This window comes from Aerosakkonema sp. BLCC-F183 (assembly GCF_041929145.1).
Lineage (GTDB): Bacteria > Cyanobacteriota > Cyanobacteriia > Cyanobacteriales > Aerosakkonemataceae > Aerosakkonema.
In genome coordinates, this window is the sequence record NZ_JBHFNU010000048.1 from 1 (window position 1) to 17,030 (window position 17,030).

General features: G+C 44.5%; 13 protein-coding genes and 1 pseudogene. 9 read left to right on the forward strand and 5 right to left on the reverse strand.

Annotation, left to right across the window (positions count from 1 at the left end):
* The 3 genes and pseudogenes from ACE1CD_RS13065 to recG form a co-directional block, all read left to right on the forward strand.
* A pseudogene (locus tag ACE1CD_RS13065) lies at positions 1-220 on the forward strand (photosystem II q(b) protein); the annotation flags it as partial.
* Between the two features lie 261 nt (positions 221-481).
* Positions 482-1,498, forward strand: a complete 1,017-nt coding sequence (locus tag ACE1CD_RS13070) for a hypothetical protein (protein WP_374824570.1) — start codon at positions 482-484, stop codon at positions 1,496-1,498.
* Positions 1,499-1,630: 132 nt separating this feature from the next.
* Positions 1,631-4,156, forward strand: a complete 2,526-nt coding sequence (recG, locus tag ACE1CD_RS13075) for an ATP-dependent DNA helicase RecG (RefSeq protein WP_374824573.1) — start codon at positions 1,631-1,633, stop codon at positions 4,154-4,156.
* 185 nt (positions 4,157-4,341) lie between these two features.
* Here the strand turns inward: recG and ACE1CD_RS13080 are convergent, their stop codons facing one another.
* On the reverse strand, positions 4,342-6,036 hold the full coding sequence (locus ACE1CD_RS13080; protein WP_374824576.1) for a DUF262 domain-containing protein: 1,695 nt from the start codon (positions 6,034-6,036) through the stop codon (positions 4,342-4,344).
* 340 nt (positions 6,037-6,376) lie between these two features.
* On the opposite strand from ACE1CD_RS13080, the gene ACE1CD_RS13085 reads away from it, so the two are divergent.
* A complete protein-coding gene (locus ACE1CD_RS13085; RefSeq protein WP_374794766.1) occupies positions 6,377-7,447 on the forward strand; it encodes a fatty acid desaturase in 1,071 nt (356 codons plus the stop codon).
* A gap of 165 nt (positions 7,448-7,612) precedes the next feature.
* Here the strand turns inward: ACE1CD_RS13085 and ACE1CD_RS13090 are convergent, their stop codons facing one another.
* Together ACE1CD_RS13090 and ACE1CD_RS13095 are read right to left on the reverse strand one after the other, a co-directional pair.
* Complete coding sequence (locus tag ACE1CD_RS13090; protein WP_374824579.1) at positions 7,613-8,044, reverse strand: hypothetical protein; 432 nt, start codon at positions 8,042-8,044, stop codon at positions 7,613-7,615.
* Between the two features lie 255 nt (positions 8,045-8,299).
* Positions 8,300-9,007, reverse strand: coding sequence for a hypothetical protein (locus ACE1CD_RS13095; protein ID WP_374794767.1), 708 nt, complete (start codon positions 9,005-9,007; stop codon positions 8,300-8,302).
* Between the two features lie 257 nt (positions 9,008-9,264).
* Here ACE1CD_RS13095 and ACE1CD_RS13100 point away from each other — a divergent pair, with 257 nt between their 5' ends.
* Entirely contained in the window at positions 9,265-10,905 is a 1,641-nt protein-coding gene (locus ACE1CD_RS13100; RefSeq protein WP_374794768.1) for an ArnT family glycosyltransferase, read from the forward strand.
* A 96-nt stretch (positions 10,906-11,001) separates the two neighbouring features.
* Here the strand turns inward: ACE1CD_RS13100 and ACE1CD_RS13105 are convergent, their stop codons facing one another.
* Positions 11,002-11,385: a hypothetical protein gene (locus ACE1CD_RS13105; RefSeq protein ID WP_374794769.1), complete on the reverse strand. Its 384-nt coding sequence runs from the start codon at positions 11,383-11,385 to the stop codon at positions 11,002-11,004.
* A 498-nt stretch (positions 11,386-11,883) separates the two neighbouring features.
* On the opposite strand from ACE1CD_RS13105, the gene ACE1CD_RS13110 reads away from it, so the two are divergent.
* On the forward strand, positions 11,884-13,815 hold the full coding sequence (locus ACE1CD_RS13110) for a chloride channel protein (protein ID WP_374824582.1): 1,932 nt from the start codon (positions 11,884-11,886) through the stop codon (positions 13,813-13,815).
* 134 nt (positions 13,816-13,949) lie between these two features.
* On the opposite strand, the gene ACE1CD_RS13115 is transcribed toward ACE1CD_RS13110, so the two are convergent.
* Entirely contained in the window at positions 13,950-14,351 is a 402-nt protein-coding gene (locus ACE1CD_RS13115; protein ID WP_190469457.1) for an AbrB family transcriptional regulator, read from the reverse strand.
* 542 nt (positions 14,352-14,893) lie between these two features.
* Between ACE1CD_RS13115 and ACE1CD_RS13120 the strand changes: the two genes are divergently transcribed.
* From ACE1CD_RS13120 to ACE1CD_RS13130, 3 genes are all read left to right on the forward strand, one after another.
* Complete coding sequence (locus ACE1CD_RS13120; RefSeq protein WP_374824585.1) at positions 14,894-15,337, forward strand: Rrf2 family transcriptional regulator; 444 nt, start codon at positions 14,894-14,896, stop codon at positions 15,335-15,337.
* Positions 15,338-15,428: 91 nt separating this feature from the next.
* On the forward strand, positions 15,429-16,475 hold the full coding sequence (gene cbiB / locus ACE1CD_RS13125) for an adenosylcobinamide-phosphate synthase CbiB (RefSeq protein WP_374824588.1): 1,047 nt from the start codon (positions 15,429-15,431) through the stop codon (positions 16,473-16,475).
* Positions 16,476-16,688: 213 nt separating this feature from the next.
* Positions 16,689-16,955, forward strand: coding sequence for a hypothetical protein (locus ACE1CD_RS13130; protein ID WP_374794772.1), 267 nt, complete (start codon positions 16,689-16,691; stop codon positions 16,953-16,955).
* The last annotated feature ends 75 nt before the right edge of the window (positions 16,956-17,030 follow it).

The following is a 17,030-nucleotide window of genomic DNA, read 5'->3' on the forward strand; positions in this document are numbered from 1 at the left end:
GGGTGTAAGCACGATGGCTTTCAACCTCAACGGTTTCAACTTTAACCAATCGGTTGTGGATTCGCAAGGTCGCGTGATTGGAACTTGGGCTGATATTATCAACCGCGCTAACCTGGGTATGGAAGTAATGCACGAGCGCAACGCTCACAACTTCCCTCTGGATTTGGCTGCTGGTGTTTCTGCTCCTGTGGCTATGACTGCTCCTGCTATCAATGGCTAAGTTTAGTGTTTAGCTAATCGAAAAGCGCTCTCCTTTTAGGGGGGCGCTTTTTGGTTTGGAGGTTATAGCCTATAGCGCTAGTGTATTTACATATAACGGCAAGCAGCATCAGCTGCGTAAACTTACGTGGATGACCTGTTTTTGATTTGTGCCTTATCCTAAAAACAGGAGTTGTGCAAACTTTGCATCTTTGACGTTCTCACCGCCCTAAAAGTGCGGTGATTCTAAAAATCACTTTTTAGGTTTTCTCTGTAAAAGTAGATGGCGAGAGCAATTGAGAAAATAGAGCAGGATATAGCGGCGCTGGAAGAAGCAACTTCTGCGATCGCACAAGACTTCTACAACACTTACGAACGTTATCTCAACGGCTTGGGGCAAGCAATGCGACAGCAGCTGATCCTCGCAACTTATCACCTCTGCACCCAAGCATATCCCCAAGCATTCCTCAGTTTATCTTTCAGTCAGCGGCAGCAATTGCAGAAAGCAATCCGAAAGCTGGCCGAAAATGCCAAACAACAGTTGCTGGAAGTATTACATCCACCCAAATCCGGCTTATTGGCTCATCTTCCCACTCATAACACCAACTTTGACGAGTTGGTAAGCCGATTGTTTGGCAACCGAGCAGAAAGGGCCCCAAGTCCTGAAGCAGAAGAAAAAACAGCCCCAGGGGAGAGCGAAGAGAGAGAAGAAAAAGAAAGTTCCCCCTCCGTGTCTCTCCTCCCTCTGAATTCAGGCGAAAATCTTTCATTTGTTTCTGAGAATCTTGTAGCGAATGCTTTGTCCGTAGCCAATAGCCAGTCCCCAATCACCAAGCCAGACGAATTAGCCTTCTGGCAGGAGAAATTAGAGGGAGCGATCGCTAAAATTATCCAAAAAGTCTCTCGCGACACCAATCGCCTTTTACAGCAGTCTGGCATATTGCCTAAAAAATTGCCCGAACCAGTGTTAGAAGCAGCTGCCAAAGTAGAAGCATCAGGTGAAAGCGTGCCAGGGCCGCCTAACCTATTAAACTTGGTAATAGAAACCCAAGACGATTCTGCTGCGGACAAATTAGGCGAACAGGAATCGGAAAGTTCCACCCTGATTCAATTAACTGCTATTCATCTGCGCTTATCGGAAATTGAGTTTACCGATCCCAAAGTAGCCACTGTGAGACACCAAATTCGCAGCCTCTCAGCAAAACTGAACAACCTGGGGCGAGATTATCACAAAAAGCAGCGCGAAAAGTCGATCGCTGAAGCGGAAGGCGCTTGGCGTGTCAGTTGGTTCGATGAATAATCACTCATCCGTCATCAGTCATTTGTCAAAATTTAGTTGATATTTCTTAATTAACCGAAAAAAAGTGGTTTCAAGCCCCTAAATTTATCCGTGGGGTCAATCCAAAATCCAAAATCCAAAATCCAAAATCGAATGACCAATGACAGAACAGACTGGGTGCGTTTGCACAAAGCCCTCGAAGTAGAAGAAAAAAACGGCTTCACAGACTTGATGGGGAAGCAATACCGCTTCAGCGAGTTTCTCTGCCTGGAATTTGGGAAAATTCCCAACAATCTGGCCACCGAATGGCGACGCGAGTGGCTGGAGAAAGCCGATCGATTTGCCCGTTATGCCAATCTCACAGTGGAAGAGCGACAAAACCTCATAACCCAAACTCGTCAGTTTCTTCAGCAGATAGAGCAAGGTACGGAATCGGAAGGGCAGAGGGAAAACCCCACCCCCAACCCCTCCCCGTCTACGGGGAGGGGAGGAAGAGCAAGGGAGAATTTATCTTCTCCTGTTTCTCAATCACCACCTGCTAATAATCGCAAATCAAAAAACTTTTCGTTCTCGGCGATTTCGCTTGAGCAACCTCTCAGCAGTTTGGCAGAAGTAGGTTCGAGAAAATCACAATATTTAGCAAGGTTGGGATTGCTGACGGTACGCGACCTGCTATTCTACTATCCCCGCGATTACATCGACTATTCGCGCCAAGTCAGCATTTGCGATTTAATCGCCGGGGAAACAGTGACAATTGTGGGAAAAATCAAGCGCTGTAGTTGTTTTACCAGTCAGAAAAATAAGAAATTAACGATATTAGAAATTTTGCTGACAGACGGCCCGGATAAGATTAAGGTCAGCCGATTTTTTGCGGGTACTCGCTACACGAATCGCGGTTGGCAAGAGTCGATCAAAAATCGCTATCCAGTCGGTGCAGTAGTTGCGGCTTCTGGTTTGGTGAAAGAAAGTAAATACGGCTTGACTTTGGACGACCCGCAAATAGAAGTTTTAGCCAATCCGGAAGATTCGATCGAATCGATTAATATCGGTCGGGTAGTACCGATTTATCCTCTGACTGAAGGAGTGCCGGCTGACTTGGTGCGACAAGCGGTAATGGCAGCACTACCAGCAGTAGAGCAGTTGCAAGACCCCCTACCAGCAGTATTGCGGAATCAGTATGGATTGATTGGGTTACAAAATGCGATCGCCAACATCCATTTTCCCGCAGACAGCGCCGCCAAAGATGCCGCCCGTCGCCGATTGGTTTTTGATGAATTCTTCTATCTCCAGCTCGGATTTCTCAAACGCCGTCAAAACCTCCGCCGCACCCAAGCTAGCGCCATCCTCGCTCCTACAGGTCAACTGATCGAAGAATTCCACAAAGTACTGCCGTTTAAATTAACGAACGCGCAACAACGAGTCATTAACGACATCCTCAATGACCTGCAAAAACCGGAACCGATGAATCGATTGATACAAGGGGATGTCGGTTCCGGTAAAACGGTAGTCGGTGTAGTCGCCATACTCGCCGCGATTCAATCCGGCTACCAGGCTGCTCTCATGGCTCCTACGGAAGTACTCGCAGAACAGCACTACCGCAAACTGGTAGGTTGGTTTAATTTGCTACATCTTCCTGTAGAACTGCTCACCGGTTCCACCAAAACAGCAAAACGCCGCGAAATACACGCCCAGCTGCAAACAGGGGAACTGCCGCTTTTGGTGGGTACGCACGCTTTAATTCAGGATACCGTGAATTTCGATCGACTCGGTTTGGTCGTAATTGACGAACAGCATAGATTTGGTGTCCATCAGCGGGCAAAGTTACAGCAAAAAGGCGAACAACCTCATGTTTTAACAATGACTGCAACGCCAATTCCTCGGACATTAGCACTCACTTTACACGGCGATTTGGATGTCAGTCAAATCGATGAATTACCACCCGGACGAGAAGCGATTAATACAGTAGCTTTATCCGCGAAAGAACGCACCCAAGCCTACGATTTGATTCGTCGCGAAATCGCACAAGGGCGTCAAGTTTATATTGTACTGCCGCTAGTAGAAGAATCGGAAAAATTAGATGTGCGATCGGCTGTGGAAGAGCATCAACGCCTCTCCGAAAGTATTTTTCCCGAATTTCAAGTCGGCTTGCTTCACGGTCGCATGAATTCCGCAGAAAAAGATGAAGCAATTAATTTATTTCGCGATAATCAAACCCAAATACTTGTTGCCACTACTGTGATCGAAGTCGGCGTAGATGTACCCAATGCTACGGTAATGATGATCGAAAATGCCGAGCGTTTTGGTTTATCTCAGTTGCATCAATTGCGAGGTAGAGTCGGGCGCGGTGCAGCCAAATCTTATTGTTTGCTTATGAGCAGTTCTACAACTCCCGATGCGCGTCAGCGACTGAATGTTTTAGAACAATCCCAAGATGGATTTTTCATATCAGAAATGGATATGCGTTTTCGCGGCCCAGGAGAAGTTTTAGGTACTCGTCAATCAGGATTGCCCGATTTTGCTTTAGCCAGTTTGGTAGAAGATCAAGAAGTTTTGGAAATAGCCCGAAATGCAGCTGAAAAAATTATTTTAAGAGACGAAGGTTTGCAGCGATGGCCGTTATTAGAAGCGGAGTTAGAGTATCGCTATCAAAAGTTTATGAGCGGCACAATTTTAACATAATTCTCACAACTGCTTATTTGTACAGAGAAACCGGATTTCTTCAAGAAACCCGGTTTCTGTTCTGGGATAAAAAACCTGCACTCTCAACTATGACGCCAGATAGTTTTCATAATTGCAAGAATGTGAAAATCTTGTGGGGTGGGCATCGCCGCCGCCCTATTTATACAACTTAGATGCGTCGCAACTTAATAATCTAAACGCCAAATTTGACAAGCTGCCTTAGCCATTTTATTTTGTCTTTCTTCAATTTGTTTTGGCCCCCAAACTGGGTAATCTAAAATCTCTTGCGTAATCTTCAACTTTGAACTTTGATAAGCTTTAGCACACTTATCCTGAAACGAATTATTTCCTAATTTGCGATTAACTGATGAATCCAGCAGAGTCATGTTACCCAGTCTGTAAATATAGAGATTTGGATCTGCTTTCGAGAACTCTCCTAGCCAGGTATCTTTAGGACTTTGGGGTAAAATATGCTCTAGGTTTAACTCTGTTCCATTTGGATTCGCAACTAATTCTTTGTTTCCTGTATAATAACTGTTGATTTCGCTCAGGATGTAGCGTGCTAGCTTAGAACTGTTTGCTCCTAACATCTTTTGTGCGAACGAATTACCAAATTCTGTATCTTTGGGATAAATTTCCTTCAGTTGTTCAAAGATAGCTTTAACCGTTTTGGGCTTTTGTTCTCGAATATATTTGACAATCTTACCGTATGCAGATTCCAGTTTAGCGGGAGTATATCCGCAGATAACGCTGTAGCGAAAAGAAAGAATAACTATCATTTTGAGAACTTTCGGGAACATTTCCGCTGGCAAGTTATCTTTCGCCGCCAACAACACAGAATAACATTGGCTTAGTTTGAAAATATTTAATCTTTCTAGGTCATATTTAACATTCACATCATAAGAATCCCAAACAAAACTTTGGGAATTTTCCAGTGCGCCATAAACTTGAGCGGCTTCGCTCAATCCATTGAGAAAATTCAAAACATCTGATGAAGTTTTTAACTTACTGGCCATTTGGCGATATAAATCTTTCTCCGTCACGCTTTCATAGCTTGATAACCAGTAATGGCGGATAAATTTCGTTAATTCAAAATTGTCCGCTCGGAAATTGATTTCTTTCCATTTACTCTGCACTTCTTTAATGTGGTTTCCCGCCCTTGAAAAAAGATAATTTTTCAGTAAATCTGCAACAGACAGATCCAAACCTCTATCATTCAAAGTCTCGAAAATAAGGTAGGAATTGGCTTCATCAGCAACGGCAATGACGATAGCAATCAATTTATCTCCCACGCATTCTTCCAGTTGAAGTAAAACTTCTCCCACATCAACTGCTTTTTTGATACGTTCTTGAATGCGCTTGTATAAGCATAAATAGGAATCAATTATTAGTTTTTTAGATTTTTCTAAATGCTTATTTTTGGCAATTTGACGTAAGGATTCAATTCCTTTTGATTCTACTATATTCTCTTGATAGAATTGATTGTTGTTCTCGTTGAGGACTAGCTTTGGCTCTGTCTTGCGCGTCCGCAAATTTAAGGAACCCAAATACTTTCCTGAAATTTCTTGAGCTAATTGGTTATCCCCTTGTTCTTTGGCTATATCTCTGAGTACGCACATCAATATTGAAATCGTTGAGAGACGCTGTTGTCCATCTATTAACTGGAGTTCAGGCTTTCTAGAGTTATTAACAACAATCGAGCCTATAAAATGTTCGGTGCGTCCTTCATCAATAGTTTCAGTGATGTCTTGCCAAAGCTGCTCGACTTCTGTTTCTGTCCAAGAGTAATCTCTCTGGAAACTGGGTACGGAATAGGAGTTATTACCTCGAAGCAATTCTCCGAAGCTGAGCAATCGACTGTCAATACTGGTGGTAGACATGAGAATATTCCTGTAAGTTTATGAAGCACACATTGCACTTTAATACTTCACAAACTTGCCTTTATCCGGATGATTTTAGTAAGTTGTCTATGGCGATTAACATAATTTAACTTGGTGACAGCAGCATTCCGGTGGCCCAAGAGCGATCGCATTTTCTATTCTCATTGGCAAGACAGCATATTACCCGCTACCAGTTCAACCGTATTTACATTGTTGTATAAAATTACTGCTCCCTAGCAGCCATACTGTTGACTAATCTCATCTTTTACGTCTTATTGCAGGATTTACCTAGCTGTATCATAATTCCCTTTGTTTACAGTCAGGTAAAATATAAAACTCCGTGCCATCTCACCTAGCCAACTTAAACGCCTCTCCAAAAGCGGAATCTTCTGATGTCAGTTCAGAACTCCCATTTACCCTTCAAGAATTAAAATCTGCCATTCCCGCTGAGTGCTTTCAGCCATCCACCTGGAAATCCCTTTCTTTCTTTTTTCTAGATGTATCCGTAATTACAGTTTTTTATGCAATAGCCCACTTTCTCGACTCCTGGTGGTTTTGGCCAGTATTCTGGGTGATGCAGGGAACCATGTTTTGGGCCTTGTTTGTGGTAGGCCACGATTGCGGTCACGGTTCCTTTTCCAAACATAAATGGCTGAATAATGCGATCGGGCATCTAGCTCATACTCCCATACTTGTTCCCTTTCACGGCTGGCGCATCAGCCACAGAACTCACCATCAAAACACAGGCAATATCGATACCGATGAAAGTTGGTATCCCGTTACAGAAAGCAAGTATCGCCAGATGAATTGGTCTGAAAAGCTCATCCGCTTTCAAATTTTGCTGCTTGCTTATCCTCTCTATCTGTTTAAACGTTCTCCTGGCAAGAAAGGCTCTCATTTTCTGCCTAGCAGTCCTCTTTTTAAACCCGCTGAAAAATGGGATGTCATCACCAGTACTGTATGCTGTACTTTGATGGTAGGCTTATTAAGCTGGCTCACCTATGAATATGGCTGGCTATTTCTGCTGAAATACTATTTCGGCCCCTATGTCGTTTTTATAGTTTGGCTTGATTTAGTAACTTTTTTACACCACACGGAGGCTGATATTCCCTGGTATCGCGGTAAAGATTGGTATTTTCTCAAAGGTGCCCTTTCTACAATTGACCGAGATTATGGGTTTATCAATAACATTCATCATAATATTGGTACCCATGTAGCTCATCACCTGTTTCTCAACATTCCTCATTACCATCTCAAGACTGCTACTGAAGCGATCAAACCAGTACTGGGCGATTACTATCGAGAAAGCCGGGAGTCGATCTGGAAATCTTTCTTAGGTTCCTACAAAACTTGTCATTTCGTGTCAGATACGGGAGCGGTTGTTTACTACCGTTCTAAACAAGAACTGTAAAAAGGTCAAAGTTCGATCGCCAAGCCTTTTTCTCTGGATTGGTGGGCGATCGCTCTGAAATACCGATCTTTATGCGATCGTTACCCAATCTTCGGTTAGCAATCGCATTTTTTTATGCTTTAGCGCTACTTATAGTGTAATTTTGGCAAAATTATTTTGAGAATTTTATCCTAAACCAAATATTGTCGCAATATGAGGTAACAGCGTATTACAAGCTTCGCTAAAATTATTAGCTTTCGGTACTTCTGCCATCATCCCTCTCAACATTCCAATTGCCGATCGCGCCGTATTCTTCTTTTCTTCAACTTCAGGATTATTAGCCGCTTCAGCTAATGCCTTTACTTGCTCTAATGCCGTCGCTTTATTCTGGGGTTTCAAATTTTCGTCAGCCTCAATCATTTTTTCCAATCGCTCTAATAATTCTCTGCTTCCCTCTTGTTCCGGCGGTGGGGAAGCTGGTAACTCATCAATTGCATTTGTTGCGTCACTGCTAATCTTACCTAAATTTATCAATTCTTCTTCATTACCCAGATCGCGATTCGCCACACCAGTAACATCGTTTTGGGTATTTATGCTAATTCCGCTAATTTCTGGCATAATATCTCCGTCGATAGATTCTTACATTAAAGCTATGCTTTTTAATTTCAACATCTATCCAGAGATTAAACCCGATCGATCGCAGCCAAATTAATCTGAAAATAACTAAAAAATTATTTCAGTATATTAGTTAAAAGAAACTGTCAACCGTCCGCTTTGACGACGCTCAATGCTGATTGCTGATTGCTCGTTAAACGGCGCTCATGCAGAGGGAACGATCTCAAGCATACACTCTCCCATCTGCGCCTATCACCATCAACAACCGCCCGGACAGGGATTGACACAGGCAATATTTGCCGTAGGAATCGCGTCAATTTTTTCAGTGCTAAAATTTACTCTCCATGCTTGCCTTACCTTAGTATACAAATCCGCATCTTCAAATCCTTGAATTTGAACAATAGCAATAATTCGATTGTCCGCTTTCCCTCTAATTTGACAGTTAACTTGTTGTAACCATTCCTCCGGACGAAGTTTCGGTACTACCCGAACATCCAAAACTGCCTCAACAGGTTCGCCAGAACCATCAGGTCTTTGTTGCATACGCAGTTTTTTTTCTAAAATTAATATACCGCCAAAAGCAGTTTTTTCTGCTTCTGGATCTATCGAAGTAATGCCATACTGACAAGTAGCTTCGCCTATACAACTCCCTGATTTGTACCAACTTGGCAGCGGCTCAGAACTTGCAGGAGACTGAAGTCTTTTTTGCCCCCATTCTAAATAAATGGCAAGCGCCCTACTTTTGTAAGCATTTGCGGGATCTCTTTGTTGGGTAAATAAAGTAGCAGATCTTTGTAAATCTGCGATCGCCCCTCGATAATCTTCTCTATGAGTCTTGCTTACACCTCGGTTATAAAAGTCTTCTGCCCTAGTTTGAACTATTTCTTCCGCTGATGGCGCTATAGGAATTCCGCACAGTAATATAGCAATTCCTAAAACTGAGCTTGCTTTTGGTAAATAGTTCATAATTTTCGCTCTTTCCTAGTTGCTATACTAAATTATTAACTTTGTTAAATCTAAAACATTGCTGTATGAATAAGCAATACAAATACCAGGCTACCGGAGTAAATTTAGTTTATATAATCACAAAAGCCCAGCACAGCCAGGTTTTGCATAAATTTTACGCTAAATTACCAGATAAAGTACGGAAGACCCAGTTTTATTGCAAACTATTTATCAATCCTGTATAAGTCCGATCTGTTTGTCGTGCGATCTAGATTGCTATGTACCGAAAATTGTTTACGTCGGGTGAGTTGGGAAACCGTTTGGGTCGCCAGGGAATCTGGTCTGACCGCTTGTGGGTATTAGGATTGCTAATAGCAGCAATTACAATTTATGCTATTAATCTGGGCAACCTACCCTTGCGAGATTGGGATGAAGGAATTGTAGCTCAAGTGGCTCGCGACATTTGGCGGGCACCAAGCGGCTCAATGCGCTGGCTTTACCCAACCTTGGGGGATACGCCATACATCAACAAACCGCCACTCGTACATCTCCTCATTGCTTGGGCGTATTCGGTTGGAGGCGTTAACGAATGGACAACGCGCTTTCCGGGAGCAATTTTAACCGCTCTCTCCGTTCCGCTGCTGTACGGTATCGGGCGAGAAATTTTTCCCCAACGCCTACCCGCCATTTTTTCGGCTTTGATTTACCTAACCTTATTGCCGATTGTACGCCACGGGCGATTGGCGATGCTGGATGGTGCAGTAATGTGCTTTTTTCTATTTATGGTGTGGTGTTTGTTACGCAGTCGCCGTAACTTACGCTACTGTCTTGGCATTGGGATTGGCTTCGGATTGATTTGTCTGACTAAAGGTATTTTGGGTTTATTATTAGGTGCGATCGTCCTCCTATTTCTGGCCTGGGATACACCTCGACTCTTAACATCTTTTTATTTCTGGATTGGTATCCTGATTGGCAGTTTTCCAGTCGCTTTCTGGTATATAGCGCAGATCCTGCACTACCGTCAGACATTCATCAGTGAAGGTATTGTCGGCCAATCCTTGCAGCGTATTTGGGCACCCGTAGAAAATCATGCAGGGCCACCTTGGTATTACCTTCTGGAAATCTTGAAATACAACTGGCCTTGGCTGCTTTTTTTGCCCCAAAGTTTGCGCTTAGCTTGGGAAAATCGCAATCTCGGTTGGGCAAAGTTAGTCCTGATTTGGAGTGGCGTTTACTTATTGGTAATCTCGGTAATGAGTACAAAACTGCCTTGGTACGTATTGCCGATTTATCCAGCTTTAGCATTAGCACTGGGAACCTATTTGGCAGAAGTTTGGCATTGGCCAACCACAAAATCCTATCCCCGCGCTTGGAGCGTTAGTTTAGTACTGTTAGCTTTAATAGGTTGGGGTGGAAGTATTTACTTTGGTGGATTCTCTGCAAAACCAGAACAAGATATACAGATTATGTTGACTTCGGTTGCGCTAACCATGACCCTAGCAGCTGTCTTGGTTGCTCGTCGCGACCTTCAATTTATCCCAATTTTGTTTTGGGGTACTTATATTTCCCTAGTGCTGCTGATGACTTCGGAGCATTGGGTTTGGGAATTAGCCGAATATTATCCAGTTAAGCCAGTTGCCGAGATCATCCTCAAAAGCGGTATTCCAATCGGAGAAAAGATATATACATCTCACCCCAACTTTCGTCCTTCGTTGAATTTTTATAGCGATCGTCAAGTGATCCCCGCTTCTGCTATAAACTTAGACCTGAAGAAATATTGGCAGTCACAACCTGCCCCCTACTTATTACTCGATCCATCCTCTCTAAAAAATTTAAGTTTACAACCGATGCGATCGCTAGGCGCAGCCGCAGGTTGGACTCTAATTACGCGAGAAGTCGATGCCAAGAGAGTACCGTAGGTGAGTGGGGTAGTGGGCCAAAAAGATCGAAAACTCTTTTTCACCAAGAATCTTTTATGCCAACGGCCCATGCCCAATTCGCCATCACCAAATTGGTCACTCGACCAATTTGGTCACCCAATCCATAAATCCCTGCAAAGGATTTTGTTGAGTGGGCTTTTCATCCAGGGTTGCCAAACTGTAACCCAGGAAAATAGCGCTACCGACGATCGCAATCAGCGAAATAGGTTTGACAATGCGGAAATCCCGACGCATACGAGCCAAAGGGCGACTTTGACGACGTAACATCTGCCCATCAGTCCGCAGTTTTTTACTCGGTTGGGGGTCGCGGACATAATGACCGCTTTCACTAACTACAAAGCGTTCCTGGCAATACGGACACATATATAGTCCACTGCCCGTGTTACCCAGCTTCATTCCCTTAGAACGATGGCAAATCGGGCAAGAAACAGAATGACCATCAAATGTGTGAGCATTCATCAGAATTTCCTAGTTTTCCACGGGATGTATATATTTTTCAGTGCTGATTTGGGTAACACTGCCTTGACGCTGCTGCGCCAAGATTAGAGGTTTTACTTGTGATGAGCTGACGCCATAGCGTGACTTTTAGCGACTCCCATCTGCCTGGGGTACTTCTCGTTTATTTGAAGTGACGACAGGACGTTAGCCACAGATTTACATATTCGCCGATTTCATAGGACTACTAAACGATGACATTTTCCACACCCGTTGCTTTCCTGGCTTTACCCCTGACACCCAGAGGCAACTTTTCAGACTAGCCAACATCGATTGGATTATTTTGGCATCATCCTTAGTCTACCCTTGTTGACTGCCAAAACTGAACACCTGTAGTCTTCCTTATCGATACAATCTAAATGAGGAGCCAGTCACAAAATTTAACCAAACCGCCGATTATTGGCACTCGCCAAATCGGAGTACTTCTCTGTTTCTCTAATACTTTATATAGTCAACTTTATAATGACCTCCATCCCTCCTACTGCTGTGCGTCTCAACGAACAGCCATTGCTTAATACAGGACAATCTTGTCTTACTTCTAACCAATCATCCCGTCTAACTCGCCTTTTTAACCGTCTCCAGCCATCCCCAGAAACTGTCGTACTGATTCTGGCAGTACTGATTGGTAGCGGTACAGGTATGGGTGTAGTGACGTTTCACTATTTGATCGAACTGATCCACACCCTGATGCTACAGGACTTGATGGGAAAGATATCGGCTTGGGGTGCGTGGACTCTCGCCTGCGTTCCTACTATCGGTGGCTTGCTCGTTGGCTTAATGCGCTGGCGCTGGCAAGACTTAGGCCCAAGCATTTCTACATTAATTGCGACTACCCAAGAATCTCGCCACGCTGTCGCCAGACAGCTCAGACCGGTCACGAAGATGGTAGCAGCTTCGATTTCGTTAGGATCGGGTGCTTCTCTCGGACCGGAGGGGCCGAGCGTAGAAATTGGCGCAAATTTTGGTATGCTACTCGGCCAAGTACTACAAGTTTCTCAAGAACGACATCGTTTACTCTTGGGCGCTGGAGCTGCCGCCGGCTTGGCAGCCGGGTTTAATGCCCCCATTGCCGGAGTGTTCTTTGCCCTAGAGGTAGTGCTGGGAACTACTTTTGCCACCTCAGCAGTTAGCGTGGTGCTGTTAGCAGCTGTTGTATCCGCTTTAATCGCTCAGATTGGATTAGGGGCGCAACCTGCTTTTAGCTTGCCTGTTTACGAAGTTCGCAGCCCCCTGGAATTACCCCTTTACATGGGATTGGGTTTATTGGCAAGTCTGGTATCAATAACTTACACCCAAGCAATTCAGCTAGCTCAGCGCTGCTTTCGCGGACAAGTACCTTGTTTTAGCTGGTTGGGTCAAATTCCTAGATTTATTCATCCCATACTGGGCGGTCTCTGCGTAGGTTTGGTAGCTTTGCAGTTACCTCAAATTCTGGGCATCGGCTACGAAACTGTTGAGGCTATGCTCCAAGACGTGGAGTTTTCGCTACAACTTCTGTTAGTGTTACTGGTCGTCAAGCTCGTGATGACGGCGGTTAGTTTGGGTAGCGGATTGGTGGGCGGCATTTTTGCCCCAGCTATGTTTTTGGGCGCGTCTTCGGGAGCAGCTTACGGAAAAATTCTGGCCGCTTTGCTACCGGGAATGAGCGCCAATATCGCCGCACCACCGGCTTATGCAATGGTCGGAATGGCTGCGGTTTTGGCTGGAAGCGTGCGGGCTCCGCTGACATCTATTCTTTTGTTATTTGAGCTGACACGGGATTACCGTATTGTCTTACCTTTGATGGCAGCAGTGGGTCTTAGCGTTTGGTTGGTGGAAAGGCTTAAACCAACTGCCACTCAGGGTTTGAACCTGCAACAAATGGGCTTGAATGTAGAGAAAGACCAGTATCTGGAAATTTTGAAGCAAATGCCTGTGAAGGCAGCGATGCAAATACCGCGCTTGATGCTATCGGGCTCTTGCGGTGTCCTAGAAGCTGGCCTTGCTCTTACTGATGAGAGGTGCCATACGGCTTTGGTTGTTGATGCAAACGAGCAACTAATTGGCCTTGTTACTCTTAAGGATATCAATCGGGCGATCGCACGATCGCAAGCAGATCCTCTTGCTTGCAATTTAGCCACTCAGACCCTCGAATCTATCTGCACCAAAGAAATCCTCTACGCATACACTTCTGAGTCTGTTGCTGAGGCTTTAGACCGCATGGCAGCTCGTGGTTTGCATCAGCTACCTGTAGTTGAACGAGACAATCCCCAGCGAGTTTTAGGCTTACTAGAACGGGAGGGGATTAACTTAGCTTGTGATGTAGCAGTTACAGGTCAGGCACTCACCCGCTACCTATCAACTTCATCTAAAACGGATGAGTTGCCTCTAAACAAACTCAAGCAACCTGCTTGAAAACTTCAGGCAGCTTTGCGGGAATTTATCTTTGCTTGACAGCAGAAAGAAAGCATTCCCCTAGCTTCGCCTGACCGTGCAGCGGTGATCGGTCGGCGTATCTAACTATGCAGCTTTCTGCTTGGCATTAACGCTCAGGATTCTTCGTCCTCTGGAATTTCATCTGCATTTAGTTGACGCAGCCGAATATGTTTGCGTCCCAGAGAAATTTCAAATTCATCTCCTGGCTGTAGTCCCATCTGTTTGGTGTAAGCTGAGCCAATCAGTAAGTTGCCGTTAGATTGCACACTAATCCGATAGCTAGCACTACGTCCGCCGCGTCCGTTGCCACCTTGTTTGCTATCTAACTGAATGCCTTCGGCATCAATGAGAGCGTTCAAGAACTTCATCATGTTGACGCGCTCTACACCGTTTTTTGTGACGGTGTAGTAGCCGCACTCTTTGGCCTTTTCTTCTTTGCTCAGATTTTCCAGCTCTTTGACTCTTCTGAGGAGAGCTTCCCCAGTTAGGGTTTCGATCTTTTTGGTTTTACTCATTAACTTGACCCGAAAATTAATCCTTCAAGTATTTTATAGTATCTTACTTTAGGTGAACTTTGCTATGCTTATGAAGCTTTAACTTTGTATCAGCTCGCAAAATTATGTTACAACACCCTCACTCAACTTGTTATTTTGCATTGTTCGGCAGTTGTAGGGGCGTTTATCAACAAGAAGCTTCTTCACCCATAACTTGCCTCAACGGTCAGCAGTAGTGGCAAGAATTGTTCTATTTGCTTTGATGCCCCCATACCTTTATCGGCGGCATTTAAACCCTTATAAGCGACAACCTACCTTAACCAACTGACAGACTCCCTCTCTTAAGAGTAGGCGCGTCGTTATCAGATATGTTAGTGGGCCACTGTTGATAGGGTCTTTATTCTCGATCGATCGACTGCTACGAATGCTGCTGTAGAACAAAACTTTACTGCATAGTACGCGCCTTTATGATTTAATAGCCACATCTAGCTTCTGGCAGTTGCTTCTAGACGGGAATTAAAAGACTCTATAAATAGATCTGTGCCGTATGAGTTGTCAAGAGGATGAAACTAACCACTCGCGGACATTACAGTGTTAAGGCACTGCTAGATTTGAGTTTACAGCCAGCATATGGCCCCACTTCTGTGAGAGCGATATCGCGCCGTCAAGATATCCCAGCTCCATACTTGGAAAAACTGCTTATAGAGATGCGTCGTGCTGGTTTAGTCGAATCACTTCGCGGTGCCCAAGGTGGTTACAAATTGGCACGCCAACCCGCACAAATTTCTCTTGGACAGATTTTAGAAGCAGTTGGCGAAACTATTGAACCGCTCCCTCATCGCGCCCCCGATGCAAAGCTTGCTGAGGACTGGGTGACATTTACCGTTTGGCGACAGTTGCACCAAAAGCTCAAAGAAGCTCTCTATAGTATTTCCTTGGAAGACCTTTATTTCGATGCTCGCAGCTGGCAAGCATCCTTGGGGGAAGAAACGAGTTTTGTTGTTTAAGAGTCAGCAATTAGTGGAAGAATGAAGGATGAACGCACAAGGATCGAAGTCTACTGACAGCTGAGGGCTGAAAACGAACATTTGAGAAGGTATGCAGTTTGATTTTTGGCAACTGGAGCCAGCGCTCGTCTTGGCATTAGCAGCCTGGTTAGATTACCTGATTGGCGATCCTTGGGGTTGGCCTCATCCGGTGCAGCTGATGGGTTGGGTAATCGATCGCTTATCTAAATATCTAATACAAATTTTAAACAACCCTATTACCCTACGGTGCATTCATTTTACAAAAAAGATCGCTAATTTGCCGATAGATACCATAGCACCCCGATGTGCTGGCATAGTACTGGGAATCATATTGGTAATGGGTAGCGCGTTATTGGGTTGGTTAATTGTTGAAGCTGCCAAGTGGCTGCATCCTTTATTGGGCATTGCTGTTACGACGGTTATCCTAGCCAGCTGTTTTGCAGGCAAGAGTTTGAGAGATGCTGCTGAAAAAGTTTTGCAACCCTTAACATCTGGAGATTTAAGTGGATCTCGTTCTAGTTTGAGCCAATATGTAGGTAGGGATACAGATAAGCTAGCAGAACCAGAAATCCTGCGATCGGTTTTGGAAACGGTGACAGAAAATGCCACAGATGGGGTAATGGCTCCATTATTTTATGCCATACTCGGTGCATTTTTGCCGATCGTAGGTAGCGTACCCTTAGCGCTTGCCTATAAAGCGGCAAGTACTCTCGATTCAACCATCGGCTATCGAGAAGCACCTTATACATATATAGGATGGTTTAGCGCTAAACAGGAAGATGTTCTTACCTGGCTTCCTTGTAGATTTTTGGTAATTACCTTGGCAGTAATATCCGGTAGACCCAGGTATGTTTGGCAGATGTGTCTTCGGGATGCGCCATCAGACCCCAGTCCTAATTCCGGTTGGAGTGAGTGTGTTTACGCTGCCATACTGGGTGTGCAAGTAGGAGGTACAAATTGGTATCGCGGCGTTGCCAAACACAAACCCTTATTGGGAGATCCAATTAACCCTATTACTCCCGATCGAATCAGACAAGCAATGCAGCTGACACGCTGTTGCTTTCTGATTTGGTTGTGTATCGCATTAGCTGCCTTAAGCTTAAGAAGTATTCATTAAATTGATTTTTTGTCAAGTCAAACGAAATCGAAATAAAGCAAAGAATATGAGTTTATTAGACAAATCCTCGCTGTGGAGCTAGGAATTTACGTAGAAACCCGGTTTATAGAATCATCGTGTCTAAGTAGGGCTTGGGAAAAAGAAATTCGTCAAGAGCGATAAGATAAGATTTTTGAAACCACCCAGTTGGGTGACTTGGTGGAACGAAGTGGGATGACAGCAGTCAAAATTTATTTAGGATTTACGCGAGGAAGAGGAGTGTGTCATGCCCAAAAGACTTTTACAAGCAGCCATCATCACATTCTTACTCCAGCTACTGGCGTTAGTCAGCTCACCAACCGATCGGCAAGCAAGCACAGCATATCGTTGGCGATCGAATCAAACCCCTATCGCCGTTCTCGTGCATCGCCTGTTTCAATCACAGAAAACGTTGTTCAGGTGAGAAATGATTTCATGCGATCTATCTCTGTGGCACGCTAGACTGCTAGAGAAAGTAATCGATATGAGAGCTTTAAAGCCCTGCTTATCGTGCGAAACGATACCGAGTTATAGCAG